The sequence below is a fragment of the Syntrophaceae bacterium genome (assembly GCA_013177825.1).
Taxonomy (GTDB): Bacteria; Desulfobacterota; Syntrophia; order Syntrophales; family PHBD01; genus PHBD01.
Window position 1 is genome coordinate 259,400 of the sequence record JABLXX010000006.1, and the last position, 16,005, is coordinate 275,404.

The 16,005-nt window shown below is 61.3% G+C and carries 12 protein-coding genes and 2 pseudogenes; 7 read left to right on the forward strand and 7 right to left on the reverse strand.

The window, feature by feature from the left end; genetic code table 11:
* Positions 1 to 11: 11 nt before the first annotated feature.
* The 7 genes and pseudogenes from HPY65_14175 to HPY65_14205 all read left to right on the forward strand — a co-directional run bounded on the left by HPY65_14175 (position 12) and on the right by HPY65_14205 (position 5,420).
* Positions 12 to 1,571 (forward strand): alternate F1F0 ATPase, F1 subunit alpha, encoded by a 1,560-nt coding sequence (locus HPY65_14175; protein NPU85620.1) that lies wholly within the window; start codon positions 12 to 14, stop codon positions 1,569 to 1,571.
* Complete coding sequence (locus HPY65_14180) at positions 1,558 to 2,487, forward strand: F0F1 ATP synthase subunit gamma (GenBank protein ID NPU85621.1); 930 nt, start codon at positions 1,558 to 1,560, stop codon at positions 2,485 to 2,487. Before HPY65_14175 ends, HPY65_14180 begins: the two co-directional genes overlap by 14 nt.
* Positions 2,484 to 3,269: a cytidylate kinase-like family protein gene (locus HPY65_14185; protein NPU85622.1), complete on the forward strand. Its 786-nt coding sequence runs from the start codon at positions 2,484 to 2,486 to the stop codon at positions 3,267 to 3,269. Before HPY65_14180 ends, HPY65_14185 begins: the two co-directional genes overlap by 4 nt.
* A 305-nt stretch (positions 3,270 to 3,574) precedes the next feature.
* Positions 3,575 to 3,976 (forward strand): annotated as a pseudogene (locus HPY65_14190) (PAS domain-containing protein).
* Between the two features lie 54 nt (positions 3,977 to 4,030).
* A pseudogene (locus HPY65_14195) lies at positions 4,031 to 4,396 on the forward strand (PAS domain-containing protein).
* On the forward strand, positions 4,397 to 4,867 hold the full coding sequence (locus tag HPY65_14200; GenBank protein ID NPU85623.1) for a PAS domain-containing protein: 471 nt from the start codon (positions 4,397 to 4,399) through the stop codon (positions 4,865 to 4,867).
* Between the two features lie 82 nt (positions 4,868 to 4,949).
* Complete coding sequence (locus tag HPY65_14205; GenBank protein NPU85624.1) at positions 4,950 to 5,420, forward strand: hypothetical protein; 471 nt, start codon at positions 4,950 to 4,952, stop codon at positions 5,418 to 5,420.
* 112 nt (positions 5,421 to 5,532) lie between these two features.
* Here HPY65_14205 and HPY65_14210 read toward each other — a convergent pair whose 3' ends face one another.
* The 7 genes from HPY65_14210 to dnaA all read right to left on the reverse strand — a co-directional run bounded on the left by HPY65_14210 (position 5,533) and on the right by dnaA (position 15,973).
* Positions 5,533 to 6,969, reverse strand: a complete 1,437-nt coding sequence (locus HPY65_14210) for an RtcB family protein (GenBank protein ID NPU85625.1) — start codon at positions 6,967 to 6,969, stop codon at positions 5,533 to 5,535.
* Positions 6,962 to 7,387: an archease gene (locus tag HPY65_14215; GenBank protein ID NPU85626.1), complete on the reverse strand. Its 426-nt coding sequence runs from the start codon at positions 7,385 to 7,387 to the stop codon at positions 6,962 to 6,964. Before HPY65_14215 ends, HPY65_14210 begins: the two co-directional genes overlap by 8 nt.
* Positions 7,384 to 8,085, reverse strand: a complete 702-nt coding sequence (locus tag HPY65_14220) for a TVP38/TMEM64 family protein (protein NPU85627.1) — start codon at positions 8,083 to 8,085, stop codon at positions 7,384 to 7,386. Before HPY65_14220 ends, HPY65_14215 begins: the two co-directional genes overlap by 4 nt.
* A 215-nt stretch (positions 8,086 to 8,300) precedes the next feature.
* Positions 8,301 to 10,811, reverse strand: a complete 2,511-nt coding sequence (gyrA, locus tag HPY65_14225) for a DNA gyrase subunit A (protein NPU85628.1) — start codon at positions 10,809 to 10,811, stop codon at positions 8,301 to 8,303.
* Positions 10,812 to 10,898: 87 nt separating this feature from the next.
* Entirely contained in the window at positions 10,899 to 13,301 is a 2,403-nt protein-coding gene (gene gyrB / locus HPY65_14230) for a DNA topoisomerase (ATP-hydrolyzing) subunit B (protein ID NPU85629.1), read from the reverse strand.
* A gap of 54 nt (positions 13,302 to 13,355) precedes the next feature.
* The gene (dnaN, locus tag HPY65_14235; GenBank protein ID NPU85630.1) at positions 13,356 to 14,477 is read right to left on the reverse strand and encodes a DNA polymerase III subunit beta; all 1,122 of its coding nucleotides are present in this window, start codon (positions 14,475 to 14,477) and stop codon (positions 13,356 to 13,358) included.
* Between the two features lie 146 nt (positions 14,478 to 14,623).
* Positions 14,624 to 15,973 (reverse strand): chromosomal replication initiator protein DnaA, encoded by a 1,350-nt coding sequence (dnaA, locus tag HPY65_14240; GenBank protein NPU85631.1) that lies wholly within the window; start codon positions 15,971 to 15,973, stop codon positions 14,624 to 14,626.
* Between the last annotated feature and the right edge of the window lie 32 nt (positions 15,974 to 16,005).

A 16,005-nucleotide genomic window follows, 5' to 3' on the forward strand; every position in this document is an offset into this window, starting at 1 on the left:
GAGAAAACATCATGACGGATACGACACCGGAAAAAGAACAGATGAAGGCCTTTCTGGACGGGACCTTCCGGACCATGGACGCCGTCCTCGCCAACCAGGAGGCGGAACTGAAGGACCTCGAGATCGGGACGGTCACGTACGTCGGGTACGGAATCGTCCAGGTCAGCGGCCTGCCCAACATCCGGGCCGACGAACTGGTCCTGTTTCCCGGGAATCTGCAGGGACTGGTGTTCAACATCGACCCCGACGAGATCGGCGTCATTCTTCTCGGGCCCAGCGAACACCTTTCGACGGGGGCCGAAGTGAGACGAACCGGCCGGGTCCTGGATGTCCCCGTGGGCGAATCCCTCATCGGCCGGGTCGTGGACGCCCAGGGGCGGCCCCTGGACAACGGGGGAGAGGTCCGGACGGTGAAGCGGCTCCCCGTAGAGCGCGAGGCGCCCCGCGTCATGGCCCGGGATCCGGTGACGGTGCCGCTCCAGACGGGCATCAAGGTGATCGACGCCCTCTTCCCGATCGGCCGGGGACAGCGGGAGCTCATCGTCGGCGACCGCCAGACGGGCAAAACGGCCATTGCCCTCGACGCGATCATCAACCAGGCCGACAAGGACGTTCTCTGCATCTACTGCACAATCGGCAAGAAGACCTCCGACACGGCCAAGGTCATCGCCGACCTGAAGCAGCACAACGCCATGGCCTACACCACCGTCGTCGTCGCCAGCGCGGAAGACCCGCCGGGCCTCCAGTTCATCGCCCCCTACGCCGCCACCTCCATGGCGGAGTACTTCATCGCCCAGGGGCGGGACGTCCTGATCATCTACGACGACCTGACCAGCCACGCCCGGGCCTACCGGGAACTGTCCCTGCTGCTCCGGCGGCCCCCGGGCCGGGAGGCCTTCCCGGGAGACATCTTCTACATCCACTCGCGCCTCCTGGAGCGGTCGACCCACCTGCGGAAGGAGTATGGCGGAGGGTCCCTGACATCACTCCCCATCGTGGAGACGGAGGCCCAGGACATCTCGGGCTACATCCCGACGAACCTGATCTCCATCACCGACGGGCAGCTCTACCTGTCGCCCCGCCTCTTCCAGAAGGGGATTCTCCCCGCCATAGACGTAGGCAAGTCGGTGTCCCGCGTGGGGGGCAAGGCCCAGCTTCCGGCATACCGGGCCGTCGCCGGAGACGTCCGGATCTCCTATTCCCAGTTTGAAGAGCTGGAGACCTTTTCCCGCTTCGGAACGCGCCTCGACGAAGCGACCCGGAAGGTACTCGACCGGGGCTGGCGGCTCCGGGAAATCCTGAAGCAGCCCCAGTACAAGCCGATCCCGGTGGCCGAGCAGGTCGCGGCGATCCTGGCCGTCACGTCGGGGCAGTTCGACTCCGTCGCCGTGGAGGACATCCGGACGGCCGAAGACAAGCTCCGGAAGGACGTGGCGGAGAATCAGGCCGGTTTTTGCTCCCGTATCAGCGAGGGAGAGAAATTCAGCGACAAGGACCGGGAAGCGATCGTCTGCGTGGCCCGGGAAACGGCCGTCTGTTTCCGGAAGGAGCCCGAACGTGCTGACCGCTGAAGCCCTGAAGCGCAGGATCCAGAGCGCCCAGGATCTCCTGGGGGTTGTGAAGACCATGAAGGCCCTGGCGGCCGTTAGCATCCGCCAGTACCAGCGGGCCGTCGAGTCCCTGATGGACTACAACCGGACCGTCGAGATGGGCCTGCAGATTCTCCTGAAGGACCGCCGCGACGCCCTGTCGTCGTCCCACTCCAAGGTCCCCCGCCTCGGGGCGATCGTCTTCGGTACCGACCAGGGGCTCTGCGGCCAGCTCAATAACATCATTGTCCAGCATGCCCTGGAAGAGATGGACCGGACGGGCATCCCGAGGGAGAATCGGATCGTCATCGCCATCGGGATAAAGACCACGGACCTGCTGGAGGACGGAGGACAGCGGGTCTTCGAGACCCTGGCGACGCCGGGCTCGACGGCGGGGATCACGCCGATGGTCCAGGACATCACGCTCTTCCTGGAGACCTGGCGGTTTCGGAACCAGGTGGAAAACATGGTTCTCTACTACAACGAATATGTCTCCGGGGCCAACTACCAGCCGCGGACGTTGAAGCTCCTTCCGGTCGACAAGGAGTGGCTGACGAACATCCGGAAGCGGAAATGGGAATCCCGCACCCTCCCGCTGTTCACCATGGACTGGGAGCCCCTCTTCCGGGCCATGATCCGGGAATACCTGTTCGTCTCCCTCTACCAGGCCTTCGCCAACTCGCTGGCCAGTGAAAACGCAAGCCGGCTCGCGGCGATGCAGAACGCGGAAAAGAACATCGAGGAGCGTCTCGAGGAACTCCACGTCCAGTTCCACCGCCAGCGCCAGATGACCATCACGGAGGAATTGCTCGATATCGTGAGCGGATTTGAAGCAATGAAGGAAGTCAAGGTCGGGGACGGACCGGTGGCGTCCCGGAAAGGAGGGACCACATCATGACGACGGAAAGACGGTTGTGCGTGATCTGTGCCTGGCGGGAACATTGCCAGAAGCGTTTCAGCGTAACCTATAACGGGTCGCTCAACATCCACTGCCCCGATTTCACGAGAGATTATACTATCCGAGACCTGGAAGCGGACAAGCAGGTCGTGGAGGCCGTCCTGGACAAGTGGCGCAAGGAAGGGCTGGCGGGCCCCCGCCCGTGCATTACCGTCTCGCGGGAGCCCGGCGCGGGAGGGAGCGAGATCGCCCGGAAACTGGCAGCCGACCTCAAGATGGACCTGATGGGAGGCCAGATCATCTCCCGGGTGGCCGAAAGCACCGGCATGAGCGAAAAGGTCGTGGCCACCCTGGACGAGAAGCGCGTGACCACGCTGGACACCTGGCTCACATCGCTCTTCACGGCCCGCCACCTCTGGCCCGACGTCTACCTGAAGCACCTGACGAAGGTCATCGGCACGATCGGGGAGCACGGCAACGCCCTCATCGTCGGCCGGGGCGCCCAGTTCATTCTGCCGCCGGAGAGGCTCTTCCGGGTCCGCTTCATCGCCCCCCTGGAGCAACGCATTGCCAAGATCATGAAAGACCGGAAATGCAGCCGGGACGATGCGGAGAGCTACGTGATCAAGGCCGATGCGGACCGGGCCGCCTTCATCAAGAAATATTTCCGGGAGGATATCGCCGACCCGTCCCATTACGACCTGGTCCTCAACACGGCAGGCCTTTCCGTAGACCAGGCCACGGAGATCGTCAAGGCGTCCTTCCGGGCCAAGTTTCCGTAATCCCGCCGGGGTTGCGCCATCCCCGGCACCACCCCCGGGCCGGCCGCCGGCCTTCGCCGACCCGGGGCATTTCCTGGCCCGAACGGTGCCCGCCGGCCACGCGGCGCGCGGCGTGATCCGCCGACCGGCGATTGCCCGGACGGGATCGAATCGGGTTCTCAACGCGGTCCTTGTCGCAGTTGATGGTCGTTTCAAGAAAGGAGGGCTTCATGAAAGGGAAATCCGTGACCAAGCGGACATCCGGCGGGAAAGAAAGCGCGAAACGCCAGGGCAAGGCCGTCACCGTTCCGGCGGTGTCGAGCCTTATGCATAGCGTCATCCAGGGGTTCTCCATTCCCGCCTTCGTCATCGGGAAGGACCACAAGGTCCTCTGCTGGAACCGCGCCCTGGAAAAGCTGAGCAACATCCCCGCCTCGGAAATCGTGGGCACCAACCAGCACTGGCGAGCCTTCTACGCCGAAGAGCGGCCCTGCATGGCCGACCTGATCCTCAACGGCATCAACGAGCGGATCCCCAAGTGGTACGCCGGCAAGTACCGGAAATCGGACCTCCTGGAGGAGGCCTACGAGGCGACGGACTTCTTCCCCGACCTGGGGGAGGACGGCCGCTGGCTCCGCTTCACCGCGGCGGCCGTCCGGGATGAGGGCGGCAAGCTCGTGGGGGCCCTGGAGACGCTGGAGGACATCACGGAGCAGAAGGTTGCCGAACTGAACCAGCGGGAAATCGAACAGCGGCTCTTCCACGTCATCGAGGGATCTCCCATGCCCACCTTCGTGATCGGCCTGGACCACAAAATCCTCTACTGGAACCGGGCCCTGGAAAAGCTGAGCAAGCTTCCCGCGGCGGAAATGATCGGCACGAACGGCCACTGGCGGGCCTTCTACGCCAAGGAAAGGCCCTGCATGGCTGACCTCCTGGTCAACGAAACGCCGGAAATCATCCAGGAATGGTACCGGGGGGTGTCGAAATCGCAACTCCTCGACGAGACCTACGAGGCGGAAGGCTTCTTCCCCGATCTGGGCATCGGCGGCCGCTGGCTCCGCTTCATCGCCGTCCCCATCCGCAGCTCCCAGCGAGTCCTTCTCGGGGCCATCGAGACCCTGGAGGACATCACCGATCGCAAGCGGATCGAGCAGTCGCTTATCGACAGCGAAAAACGGCTTCACAGCGTGATCCAGGGCTTTTCCATTCCCGCCTTCGTCATCGGGAAAGACCACAAGGTCCTCTACTGGAACCGGGCCCTGGCGAGGCTGAGCAAGATCCCCGCCTCGGAGGTCATCGGAACCAACCAGCACTGGCGGGCCTTCTACGACAAGGAGCGGCCCTGCATGGCGGACCTCCTGGTGGACAGCGCGTTGGCCAAGGTCCCGAAATGGTACTCCGGGAAGTATCGGAAATCGGACCTGATCGAGGAGTCCTACGAGGCGACGGACTTCTTCCCCGTCCTGGGAAAGAAGGGACGCTGGCTCCGCTTCACCGCCGCGGCGATCCGTGACTCCCACGGGGACCTCGTCGGGGCTGTGGAGACGCTGGAGGACATCACGGAGCAGAAAGAAGCGGAAGAAAGCCTGAAGAAGGCGGCCCGGGTGAAGAAATGATCCGGCACGATGCTACGGGAGGCGGCCCGGCAGATCCGTTTTTCCGCATACGACAATTTCCCGAGAAAAGGAGGGGCAGGCCATGACCACATCCTATGCCACAAAGCTGATCGAGATCACCGAGCGCAACGCCGAGACGATCGCCCAGCAATGGTATAATAACGTGAGAATGAATCCCCGGACGCCTTCGTACCACAAGATCCCGGAGGACGAGGCCAAGAAGCAGGCGATGTACTTTTACACGAATTTCCGGAAGCTCTTCTATTCGGACAATCCCTTCGAGGAGGCGCAGGATCTGTTCTCCAAGTATGCGGAGGCCCGCTACCGGGAGAAAATCCCCCTCCCCGAGGCCGTCTACGCCATGACGCTCATGCGGCGCCACATGTGGCTGTTCTCCACATCCCAGGCCGTCTTCATCACGGCGGTGGAGCACCACCACGCGGCGGAAAGCCAGAGCCGCACGATCCTGATGTTCGACTACGCAGTGTACATCCTTGTCCAGAAGTTCGAAGAGTTGATGAAGAAGGAATTCGAAGAAAAGAGGAAAAAGTGATTGCCCGGCGGGCGGGTCAGGACGGCCCGTCCGCCGGGGAAGCGACAGGCGATGACCCCCCTCGCCCCGGGTCGAGCCGGAAGGATCAGCCGGCCCGGGGTCCCTCCTGACCCTATCCCTTGATGCAGCCGACGGCGCGCAGGCGGGCCACCTTGCGGGCGATCCCCGCCCGGTGGACCACGTCCACGACGGCCTCCAGGTCTTTATAGGCCTCGGGAATCTCCTCCTGCAGGGTCCCTTTTCCGCTGGCCATGACCAGAATGCCCCGCTCGGCCAGCTCCCGGGCGACGGCCCGGCCGCGGCTCGACCGGACCGCCTGGGTGCGGCTCATGACCCGACCGGCGCCATGGCAGGAGCTTCCGAAGGTCTCCGCCATGGCCCTTTTCGTACCGGACAGGACATAGGATCCGGTTCCCATGTCCCCCGGGATCAGGACCGGCTGGCCCACCGCCCGATAGCGGTCCGGCAGGTCCGGATGGCCCGGCGGATAGGCCCGGGTGGCCCCTTTCCGGTGCACGCACAGGGTCCGTTCCCGGCCCTCCACCGGGAGGGTCTCGATCTTGGCGATGTTGTGGCAGACATCGTAGAGGAGACGCATTCCCAGCTCGCGGGGGCTTTTTTTCAGGGTTCGCTCGAAGGTCTCCCGGGTCCAGTGCATGAGCATCTGGCGGTTCGCCCAGGCATAATTGGCGGCGCAGGCCATGGCGGCCAGGTAGTCCTTTCCTTCCCTTGAGCGGATGTAGGCGCAGGCGAGCTGGCGGTCCGGGAGGTTCAGGTCCAGGGTCCGGACGTGCTTCACCAGCCGGGACAGGAAGTCGTCGCAGACCTGGTAACCCAGGCCCCGGGATCCGCTGTGGATCATGACGGCGACCTGCCCCCGCTCCAGGCCGAAGGACCGGGCCGCCTCGGGGTCGAAGATATCCTCCACGACCTCGATTTCCAGGAAATGGTTCCCCGAGCCGAGGGTCCCGAGCTGCGGTCTCCCCCGCTCCAGCGCCCGGGGGCTCACCCGGTCCGGATCGGCCCCGGCCAGGCATCCTCCGTCTTCCGTCGTTTCCAGGTCCGACTCGGTTCCGTATCCCTGCCCCACGGCCCAGCGGGCTCCTTCCACCAGGACGCGCCGCTCTTCCTTCTCGGAAAGCTTCAGGACGCCCGTCGAACCCACGCCGGAGGGGATGTTCCGGAAGAGCGCCGCCACCAGGTCCTTCAGGGAATCCCGGATCTCCGGGAAGGACAGGCGCGTGGCCACCAGGCGGCAGCCGCAGTTGATGTCGTAGCCGACCCCCCCGGGGGACACGACGCCATCCTCCAGGTCGAAGGCCGCCACGCCGCCGATGGGGAATCCGTATCCCCAGTGCATGTCCGGCATGGCCAGGGAGGCCTTCACGATCCCCGGGAGATGGGCCACGTTGGCCACCTGGCGGACCCCTTCATCGGCGGTCTTCAAGAGCTCCCGGCTCGAATAGATGATCCCGGGAACCCGCATGCCGCCGGTCGGCTCGATCATCCAGCGGAAGGCGTCGATTTGCTTCAGCGGGATCTCAGACATCGAAGATCACCCTTCCCTTCCATCCCGCCGGTCCTCCCGGCATCTCCTCCAGGGAGGCGCAGTGCCAGGTTACGGCCTTGATCTCCATCCGGATCCGGTGGCGTCCCGGATCGTACGGCTCGCCCCTCAGCTCGGCCTCCAGGGTCGTCTTCTCCCCTATCCGGACCCGGGCAGTCCGGATGAGGAACCCCTCCCCCGAATAGAGATAGAGGCACTCCCGGAGAAAGTTGACCAGGAGATCCGCCGGATCCTCCCCATCGACGCGAATCACCCGGGATTCGGCTTCGCGGATCCCGTCCCGCTCCGCCAGCAGGTCGAAAAGGGCCTCGGCAGCCCGGGCCAGGACGTCTTCCGGGGTGTTCCCGGAAACCTCGATTCCCAGATCCGCCGTATGGTCGATGATCCGGTAGAAGCTCACGGCGTCCCCCGCGGGGGGGCCGGCGGCTTCGCTCGCCGGACGAAGCGGATGATCTCGTGCCGCCAGAAATAGGCCAGGAGAAACAGGAGCGATCCGACCCCCAGGGCGATCATCCACGGCACGTTTTCCCGGCAGGGATCCCGGGCGATCATGCCGCTGATGGACAGTCCGATGGTGCCGACGAGCCGGCCGACCGTGGAAATGACCAGGAAGGGTCCCGCCTTCATGTGGCTGAGACCCAGGATGTAGCAGAGGGAATCTTTCGGGAATCCGGGGATCAGAAACAGAAAGAAGGCTACCGCCGTCCCCTGGCGTGCCATGAATTTGTCGTACCGCTGAATCAGGGAGGGCTTGACGAACCGCTCCACCAGGGGCAGCCCGAACCAGTGGGCCAGCCCGAAGGCCATCCAGGAACCGATGGTGAGTCCGATGGTCGAGTAGACTGTGCCCAGGACGGGGCCGTAGAGGAAGCCTCCTATGAATCCCGTCACTTCCCCGGGGATCGGCGCCAGGATGACCTGCAGGACCTGCAGAACGATAAAAACGACCACCGACAGAGGCCCGTAGGACTCCAGCAGGCGGATCGTCCGCTGCCGGTCTCCGAAAAAGGCGGCCAGGTTGAAGTGAATAAAAATCCAGGCCGCCGCGGCCACCAGGACCGCCAGGAGAATCAGCCTCCACCACAGTCGGTTTTTCATCCTGCCTCAGGGAAGGATCGGTCGGACCGCATCGACGAAAAAACCATCCATTCGGTCTCGGACGCCGACCCGCTGAAAAACAGTGGTATCTTGTCCGGTCAGGACGGCCACGGAAAGGAGCATGGCGGCGGTTGGGAAGACACTGCTTTGCACCGCCGATTCCCGGCCGTCTCAAATCATCCGGTTCGGACGCACGGACGACCGGGATTGTCGCTTCATGCACCCTCACCGGGCAGGTCATGGCCGTTCTCGCCGTTTCCGGCAAAGCTGTTCCCGTCTCCCTCTTCCTTCTCGTCGCTTTCCTTGTCCGCCCTGGCTATGCCGACGAGCTTTTCCTCCGGGGCCAGGTCGATCAGCTTCACCCCCTGGGTGGAACGGCCGATGACGGGGATCTCCTCCACCTTCACGCGGATGATGTTGCCGGCGCTGGAGATGAGCACGATGTCCTCCGTTCCCATCACCTGCAGGATCCCCGAGACGTTCCCGATCCGGGGCACCGTCTTTAGATTGATGGTCCCCCGTCCTCCCCGTCCCTGAAGCCGGTATTCGGCGATGTCCGTCCGCTTCCCGTAGCCTTTCTCGGAAACGGTGAGCATCGTGCTGCCCTCGACGGGGATGTCGACGCCTACCACTTCGTCGTCTTCCTCCAGGTGGATTCCCCGCACTCCCCGGGCGGTTCTCCCCATGTCGCGGACCTCGTCTTCCTGGAAACGGATGGACATCCCCCGCAGGGTGGCCAGGAAGATGTCCTGCCCGCCGCAGGTGAGCTTCACGTCCATCAGCTCGTCCCCCTCATCGACCGAGACGGCGATGATCCCTGTCGAGCGGGGGTTGGAAAATGCCTCCAGCTCCGTTTTCTTGATGACCCCCTTCTTGGACACCATGACCACGGACTTCTTTTCCTCGAAGGAGCGCACCGGCAGGATCGCCGCCACCCTCTCTTCCTGGGACATGGAGATCAGGTTGACGATGGCCTTGCCCTTGGCGGCCCGGCCCGCCTGGGGGATCTGGTAGACCTTGAGCCAGTAGACCCTGCCCTGGGTCGAGAAAATCAGGATGTAGTGGTGCGTGTTGGCGATGAAGACGTTCTCCACGAAGTCCTCTTCCTTCGTGGCCATCCCTACCTTGCCCCGTCCGCCGCGACGCTGGCTGCGGTAGAGGGTCGCGGCGTTCCGTTTGATATAGCCTGATTTGGAAACGGTGACGACCATGTCTTCCTCGACGATCAGGTCCTCCACGTCGATATCGTCCACGCTGGCCACGATCTCCGTCCGCCGCTCGTCGCCGAAACGGTCGCGAATCTCCACCAGCTCCTTCTCGATGACCTCCAGGACCTTTGCCGGATCGTCGAGAATGGCCTGGAGCTCGCCGATCAGGGTCATCGTCTGGTCGTATTCCTGCTGGATCTTGTCCCGCTCCAGGCCGGTGAGCCGCTGGAGCCGCATTTCCAGGATCGCCTTGGCCTGTGCCTCCGAGAGACCGAAGGTGCCGACCAGGGCGTCGGACGCCTCGGCGGGGCTGCCGGAGGCCTTGATGACGGCGATGACCTCGTCGATCCGGGCGAGGGCGATCAGGAGCCCCTCCAGGATGTGGGCCCGCTCCCTGGCCCGGGCCAGATCGAAGGTGGTCCGGCGGATCACCACTTCCCGGCGGAAATCGACGAAGCGCTCAAGGATTTCCTTGAGGTTGAACACGCGGGGCTGCCCCGCGTCGATGGCCAGGAGGATGATGCCGAAGGAACTCTCCATCTGCGTGTGCTTGTAGAGCTGGTTCAGGACGACCCCGGCGATTTCGTCCTTCCGGAGGTCCATGACCACACGAATGCCCTCCCGGTCGGATTCGTCCCTTAAGTCTGCTATTCCACTTATCTTTTTCTCCTTTACCAGCTCGGAGATCTTTTCGATGAGGTTTGCCTTGTTGACCTGGTACGGCAGCTCCGTCACAACGATGCTCTCGCGGTCCGTCCGGGCGTTCCGCTCGATGAGGGCCCGGGCCCGGAGCCGGATGATCCCCCGGCCGGTGCGATATGCGTCGAGGATCCCGTCCCGTCCGTTGATGAAACCGGCCGTCGGGAAGTCGGGCCCCGGGATGATCCGCATCAGTTCTTCCACGGTGATATCCGGTCGGTCCATCAGGGCGATGATGCCGTTCACCAGTTCCCCCAGGTTGTGGGGAGGGATGTTCGTGGCCACCCCCACGGCGATGCCTGCGCTTCCGTTCAGAAGGAGCTCCGGTATCCTGGCGGGCAGGACCGTCGGCTCTTCCAGGGATTCATCGTAATTGGGGGTGAAATCGACGGTGTCCTTTTCCAGGTCCGCCAGGAGTTCCTCGGCGATCCGGGACATGCGGACCTCGGTATAGCGCATGGCCGCAGGGGGATCCCCGTCGATGGAGCCGAAGTTTCCCTGGCCGTCGACGAGGGGGTAGCGCATGGAGAAATCCTGGGCCATCCTGACGACGGTGTCATAGGCGGCGGAATCTCCGTGGGGATGGTACTTTCCGATGATGTCCCCGACGATGCGGGCCGATTTCTTGTAGGCCTTGTTCCAGCGGTTCCCCATCTCGTGCATGGCGAACAGGGCCCGCCGGTGGACCGGCTTGAGCCCGTCCCGGACGTCCGGAATGGCGCGCCCGATGATAACGCTCATGGCGTAGTCCATGTAGGACTTCTTCATCTCGTCTTCGATATTGATGGGAAGGCTCTTCTGCAGGAAAGACTGTTCCATTCCTCGTTATCCTCTTGATCCTCTTGAAAAAAACGCGGCCAGAACCGTTTCGGTCCTGACCTGTCGGAAAACTCGGGCTCTCGCCCGCTATACGTCCAGGTTCGACGCGTACAGGGCGTTCCGGTAGATGAATTCCCGTCTCGGCTCGACCTGATCCCCCATGAGGGTGGTGAATATTTCATCGGCCACGATGGCGTCATCCACCCGAACCTGAAGAAGCGTCCGCTTTTCCGGGTTCATGGTGGTCGACCAGAGCTGCTCCGGGTTCATCTCGCCCAGGCCCTTGTAGCGCTGCACGGCAAAGCCTTTTTTCCCGGCGGCCATGACGCTCTCCACCAGGGCATCCAGAGAGGGAAGCTCCACCGTCCCCGCCTCGTCACCTTCCAGGGACAGCTTGAACGGAGGTTCCCCGAGGGCGGTCACCTGGCTGAGCAGGTTCTTGAGCTCGATGAACTTCGCTGACTTGACGATCTCCGGCTGGAGCAGAGTGGCGTTTTTCCTTCCCGGACGGACAATCCGGAGCCCCAGGGCGTTGTCTTCCTGTTCGGGATCGCCCACGAACGAGATGTCGCAGCCGTCTCCCCCCAGCCGGGCGGACAGGCGGTCTCCAATTTCCCGGAGGGACTCCTGGGAACGGAAGGAACCGGAGGAGAGAGCAGAATCGGCGGCCAGGAGACGGATCACGTCGTGGTCGACGCCGTCTTTCTCGAAGCGCTCGCCGATGCTCTGGATCCTCATGATTTTCCGGATCATCGCCAGAAGCCTTCCCCCGGTGAAGACGGCTCCGCTTTCGGTAACCAGGCGAATCCGCTCGACGCCGTTCTCGAGAACGAAATTCCGCATCTCTTCTTCGTTGTGGATGTAGATCTCCCGCTTCTTGTCGACGACCCGGAACAGGGGCGGCTGTGCGATATACAGGTGGCCCCGCTCGATCAGTTCCCTCATCTGGCGGAAGAAGAACGTGAGCAGGAGCGTCCGGATATGGAGGCCGTCCACGTCGGCGTCGGTCATGATGATCACCTTGTGGTACCGCAGCCGGGTCACATCGTAGTCCTCCTGTCCGATTCCGGTTCCCAGGGCCGTGATGATGACCTTGAGCTCCTCGTTCTGGAGCATCTTGTCGAATCGGGCCTTCTCGACGTTGAGGACTTTTCCCCGGAGCGGCAGAATGGCTTGGTTTTTCCGGTCACGGCCCTGCTTGGCGGAGCCTCCGGCCGAGTCTCCCTCGACAAAGAAAATCTCGCTCAGGGCCGGATCCCGTTCCTGGCAGTCCGCCAGCTTTCCCGGAAGGGCTCCGACTTCGAGGGCGCTTTTTCTCCGGGTCAGTTCCCGGGCTTTCCGGGCCGCTTCCCGGGCGCGGGAGGCATCCAGGCATTTTCCGAGGAGCTGCCGGCCGACGGAGGGATTCTCCTCGAGATAGGTGCTGATCTTCTCGTAGACGATCCCTTCCACGAGTCCTTTCACATCGCTGTTTCCCAGCTTGGTCTTCGTCTGCCCCTCGAACTGGGGCGAACGGATCTTCACGCTGATGACGCAGGTGAGTCCCTCGCGCAGGTCCTCCCCTTTCAGGGATTCTTTCCCGTTTTTGAGGATGTTGCTGGCCGTTCCGTAGTTGTTGAAGGCCCGCGTCAGGGCGGAGCGGAAGCCGCTCAGGTGGGTTCCGCCCTCCGTCGTGTTGATGCTGTTGGCATAGGAGAAAATATTTTCCGCGTAGGTGTCGTTGTACTGAATGGCCACTTCAACCTGGCAGTCTTCCCGGGCACCGTCCACGTAGATCGGCTTGGCATGAAGAACCTTCTTGTGCCGATTCAGGTACTCCACGAACGATACGATGCCGCCCTTGTAATAAAACTCGCTGGTCCGCTCGTCCCGCTCGTCCGTCAGCGTAATCCGGATGCCTGAATTCAGAAAGGCCAGTTCACGGAGCCGGTTGGCCAGGATATCGAAGCTGAACTCCGTTTCCTCAAAGATCTGTGGATCCGGTTTGAAGGTGACCGTTGTTCCCCGGCCCTTCGACTTCCGGATGTTTTCCAGAGGAGCCTTGGGAATTCCTGTTGCATAGGATTGGGTCCAGAGGTAGCCGTCACGGCGAACCTCCAGTTCCAGGTACTCGGATAGGGCATTGACCACGGAAACACCGACGCCGTGAAGACCGCCGGATATCTTGTAGCTCTCGTTGGAAAATTTCGCTCCCGCATGCAGTTTTGTCAGTGCAACCTCGGCGGCGGATACGCCCTCCGTGGGATGCATGTCCACGGGAATTCCCCGCCCGTTATCCGATACCAGGATGCTGTTATCCAACCGGATTTTGACGACGATCGTATCGCAGTATCCGGCCGAGGCCTCGTCCACGCTGTTGTCCACCACCTCGTAGACGAGATGGTGAAGGCCTTCCTTGCCGGTGGACCCGATGTACATGGCCGGCCTCCGGCGCACCGCTTCGAGTCCCTCCAGAACCTTTATGCTTTCCGCATCGTAATTTTCCGCCATAAACTGTCTGTTTCGCTCCTTCTAAAACGAATCAATATGAATAGAATCAATGTCTCAGAACTTCAGAGGCATGATAATGCACAGGTAGCGGTCCGAATCGGACGGACGGACGATTCCCGGCTTTTTTGCCCCGCCGATCTCGAACATTCCGTCTCCTTCTCCGATCACCTCGATGGCATCGATCAGGAAATTCACATTATAGGCCACCTCCACGTTCGGCTCCTGATAGGAAACCTCCACCTCCTCGCTGGCCTCACCGACGTCCGGATTCGTGGAGTGAAGCACCATCCTGTCCGTCGTCATCTTTACGATGACCCCGCTGTAACCCTCGCTGGAAATGACGCTCATTCTCCGCAGGGCATGAAGAACCCTGTCCCGCTCGAACCGGACGATGTATCCCTTCTCAACGGGAATGACCCGCCGGTAATCGGGATAGTCGCTGTCGATGAGCCTCACTTTCAGGATCGTATTTTCCGTCTTGAAGACGCACATTCCCTGGTGGACTCCCATTCGAACCTCGCCGTTCGAATCGTCCAGAAGCTTGCGGATCTCTCCGAGTCCCTTTCTGGGCAGGATGATTCCTTTTTCCAGCTCCAGAAACGCCTTCTCCGGGTCCATCAGGGTCCAGGCCATCGCCATCCGGTGACCGTCCGTCGCCACCATGCGGATCTCCGTCCCCGACTCCTTCTTCTGCGACTCGAAAAGAACCCCCGTCAGATTCTTGCGGAGGGGATCCGTGGAAATGGCAAAAAAGGTTTTCCTGATCAACTCCAGGACATCCTCTGAAGAGATCGCAAAGTACTGGATTCCTTCTTCTTCAGCAACATTCGGATATTCTCCCGCCCCCAGACCGGGGATTCGGTAAACGGCTTTGTCGCACGTGATCGTGACCAGTTCCTTCTCGTTCTTGACGAAATGAACCGTTTCGCCCTGGGTTTCCCGGACCAGTTCGTGAAGCTTCCGGGCGGAAAGGGTCACCCGGCCTTCCGTTTTGACGTCCGCTCCGTATCCCACCATCACGGCAATTTCCAGATCCGTGGCGCTGATGGTGACCTTCTCCGGCTGGGCGGCAATCAGGACATTGTTCAGGATCGGCATGGTCGTTTTCTTTTCTACGATTCCCGCGGTCCTTTGCATTCCGGCCAAAAGAAGTTCCCGCTTGATACAGAAATCCATATTTCTCTCCCTTTCTTTTTTTTCTCTATTAGATTGAATCAGTAGTTACAGTAAGGGCTGTTGATACCTTGATCAAATTGAAATTTATGAATGACATCATATATATAATCGATCATGCCGTTGTGGATAGTCCGTTGATGCCGCTGTTATGAAGACTGCTGAAGTGTGTCTTCAATGTCCTGGATCGTTTTTTTCAGGGCTGAGTCCTTCTCGATCAGAGCGCTGATTTTGTTGACGGCGTAAATCACGGTGGAGTGGTCGCGTCCACCGAGTTTTTCTCCGATGTCCGGGAAGGAGGCGTTTGTCAGCCGCCGGCACAGGAACATGGCGGACTGACGGGCAAGGACGATGTTTTTGCTTTTCTTTTTTGACTTTAGATCGGAGAGTTTCACGTTGAATTTTCCGGAGGAGGCACGGATGACCTCGTCCACCGTGATGTCCTCCCGCTCGTTTTGCCGGACGATTTTCCGGAGGACTTCCTTGGCCAGGTCCATGTCGATGGACCGCCCCGTCACGGAGGCGTAGGCGCTGATCCGGACCAGAAAGCCTTCCAGTTCCCGGATGTTCGAATGGGCGTTGGACGCCACGTAGTGTGCTACGTTGCTGGGAAGGTGGATGCTGTTGTCGTGGGCTTTCTTTTGCAGGATGGCAATCCGGGTCTCGATGTCGGGAGGATGGATATCGGCGATGAGCCCCCATTCGAAGCGGGAACGGAGACGGTCTTCCAGATTCGGGATATCTTTCGGAAACTTGTCGCTGGTGACGACGATCTGTTTTCCCGCATCGTGGAGGGTGTTGAACGTATGAAAGAATTCTTCCTGTGTCCGGTCCTTCCCGGCAATGAACTGGATGTCGTCAATCAGGAGACAGTCGATTTTTCTGTATTTTTCTCGAAACTTCGGCGTCCGGTCGTACCGGATGGAACCGATGAGCTCGTTGACGAACTCCTCCGCCGAGACATAAACGACGTTCGTGTCCGGGTAGAGATTCAGCGTGTGCAGTCCGATGGCATTGAGCAGGTGTGTCTTTCCCAGGCCGACGTCGCTGTAAATGAATAGGGGGTTGTAGTTTTTCGCCGGCATTTCTCCCACGGACATGGCGGCGGCGTGAGCGAACTGGTTGCATGAGCCGACGACGAATCGTTCGAAGCTGTAGTTTGGGTTCAGGTTCGATTCGTACTTCGTAGCCGGAGGTTTTCGCTCGGATTTCCCGTCCGATTTCTTCGCTTCCGCCGGCGTTTCCGCTGCTCGGCCGTCTCCCTTGCTGACGGTGAAATGAACGCTCAGGTCGATTCCCGAGACCTCTTTCAGGCTTTCCTTGATGATGGGCAGGTAATTGTCGTTCAGCCAGTCTTTGAAAAACTTGTTGGGCACAGCGAACTGAATGCTGTTCCCCTCCACAGCCGTGACACGAACCGGCTGAATCCAGGTGTCGAAGTTCTGCTGGCTCACCTGCTTTCGAATGATATTTGTCGCTTTTTCCCAGATTAAATCCACTACTTAATTACCTCATCCACAAGGTTTTCAAC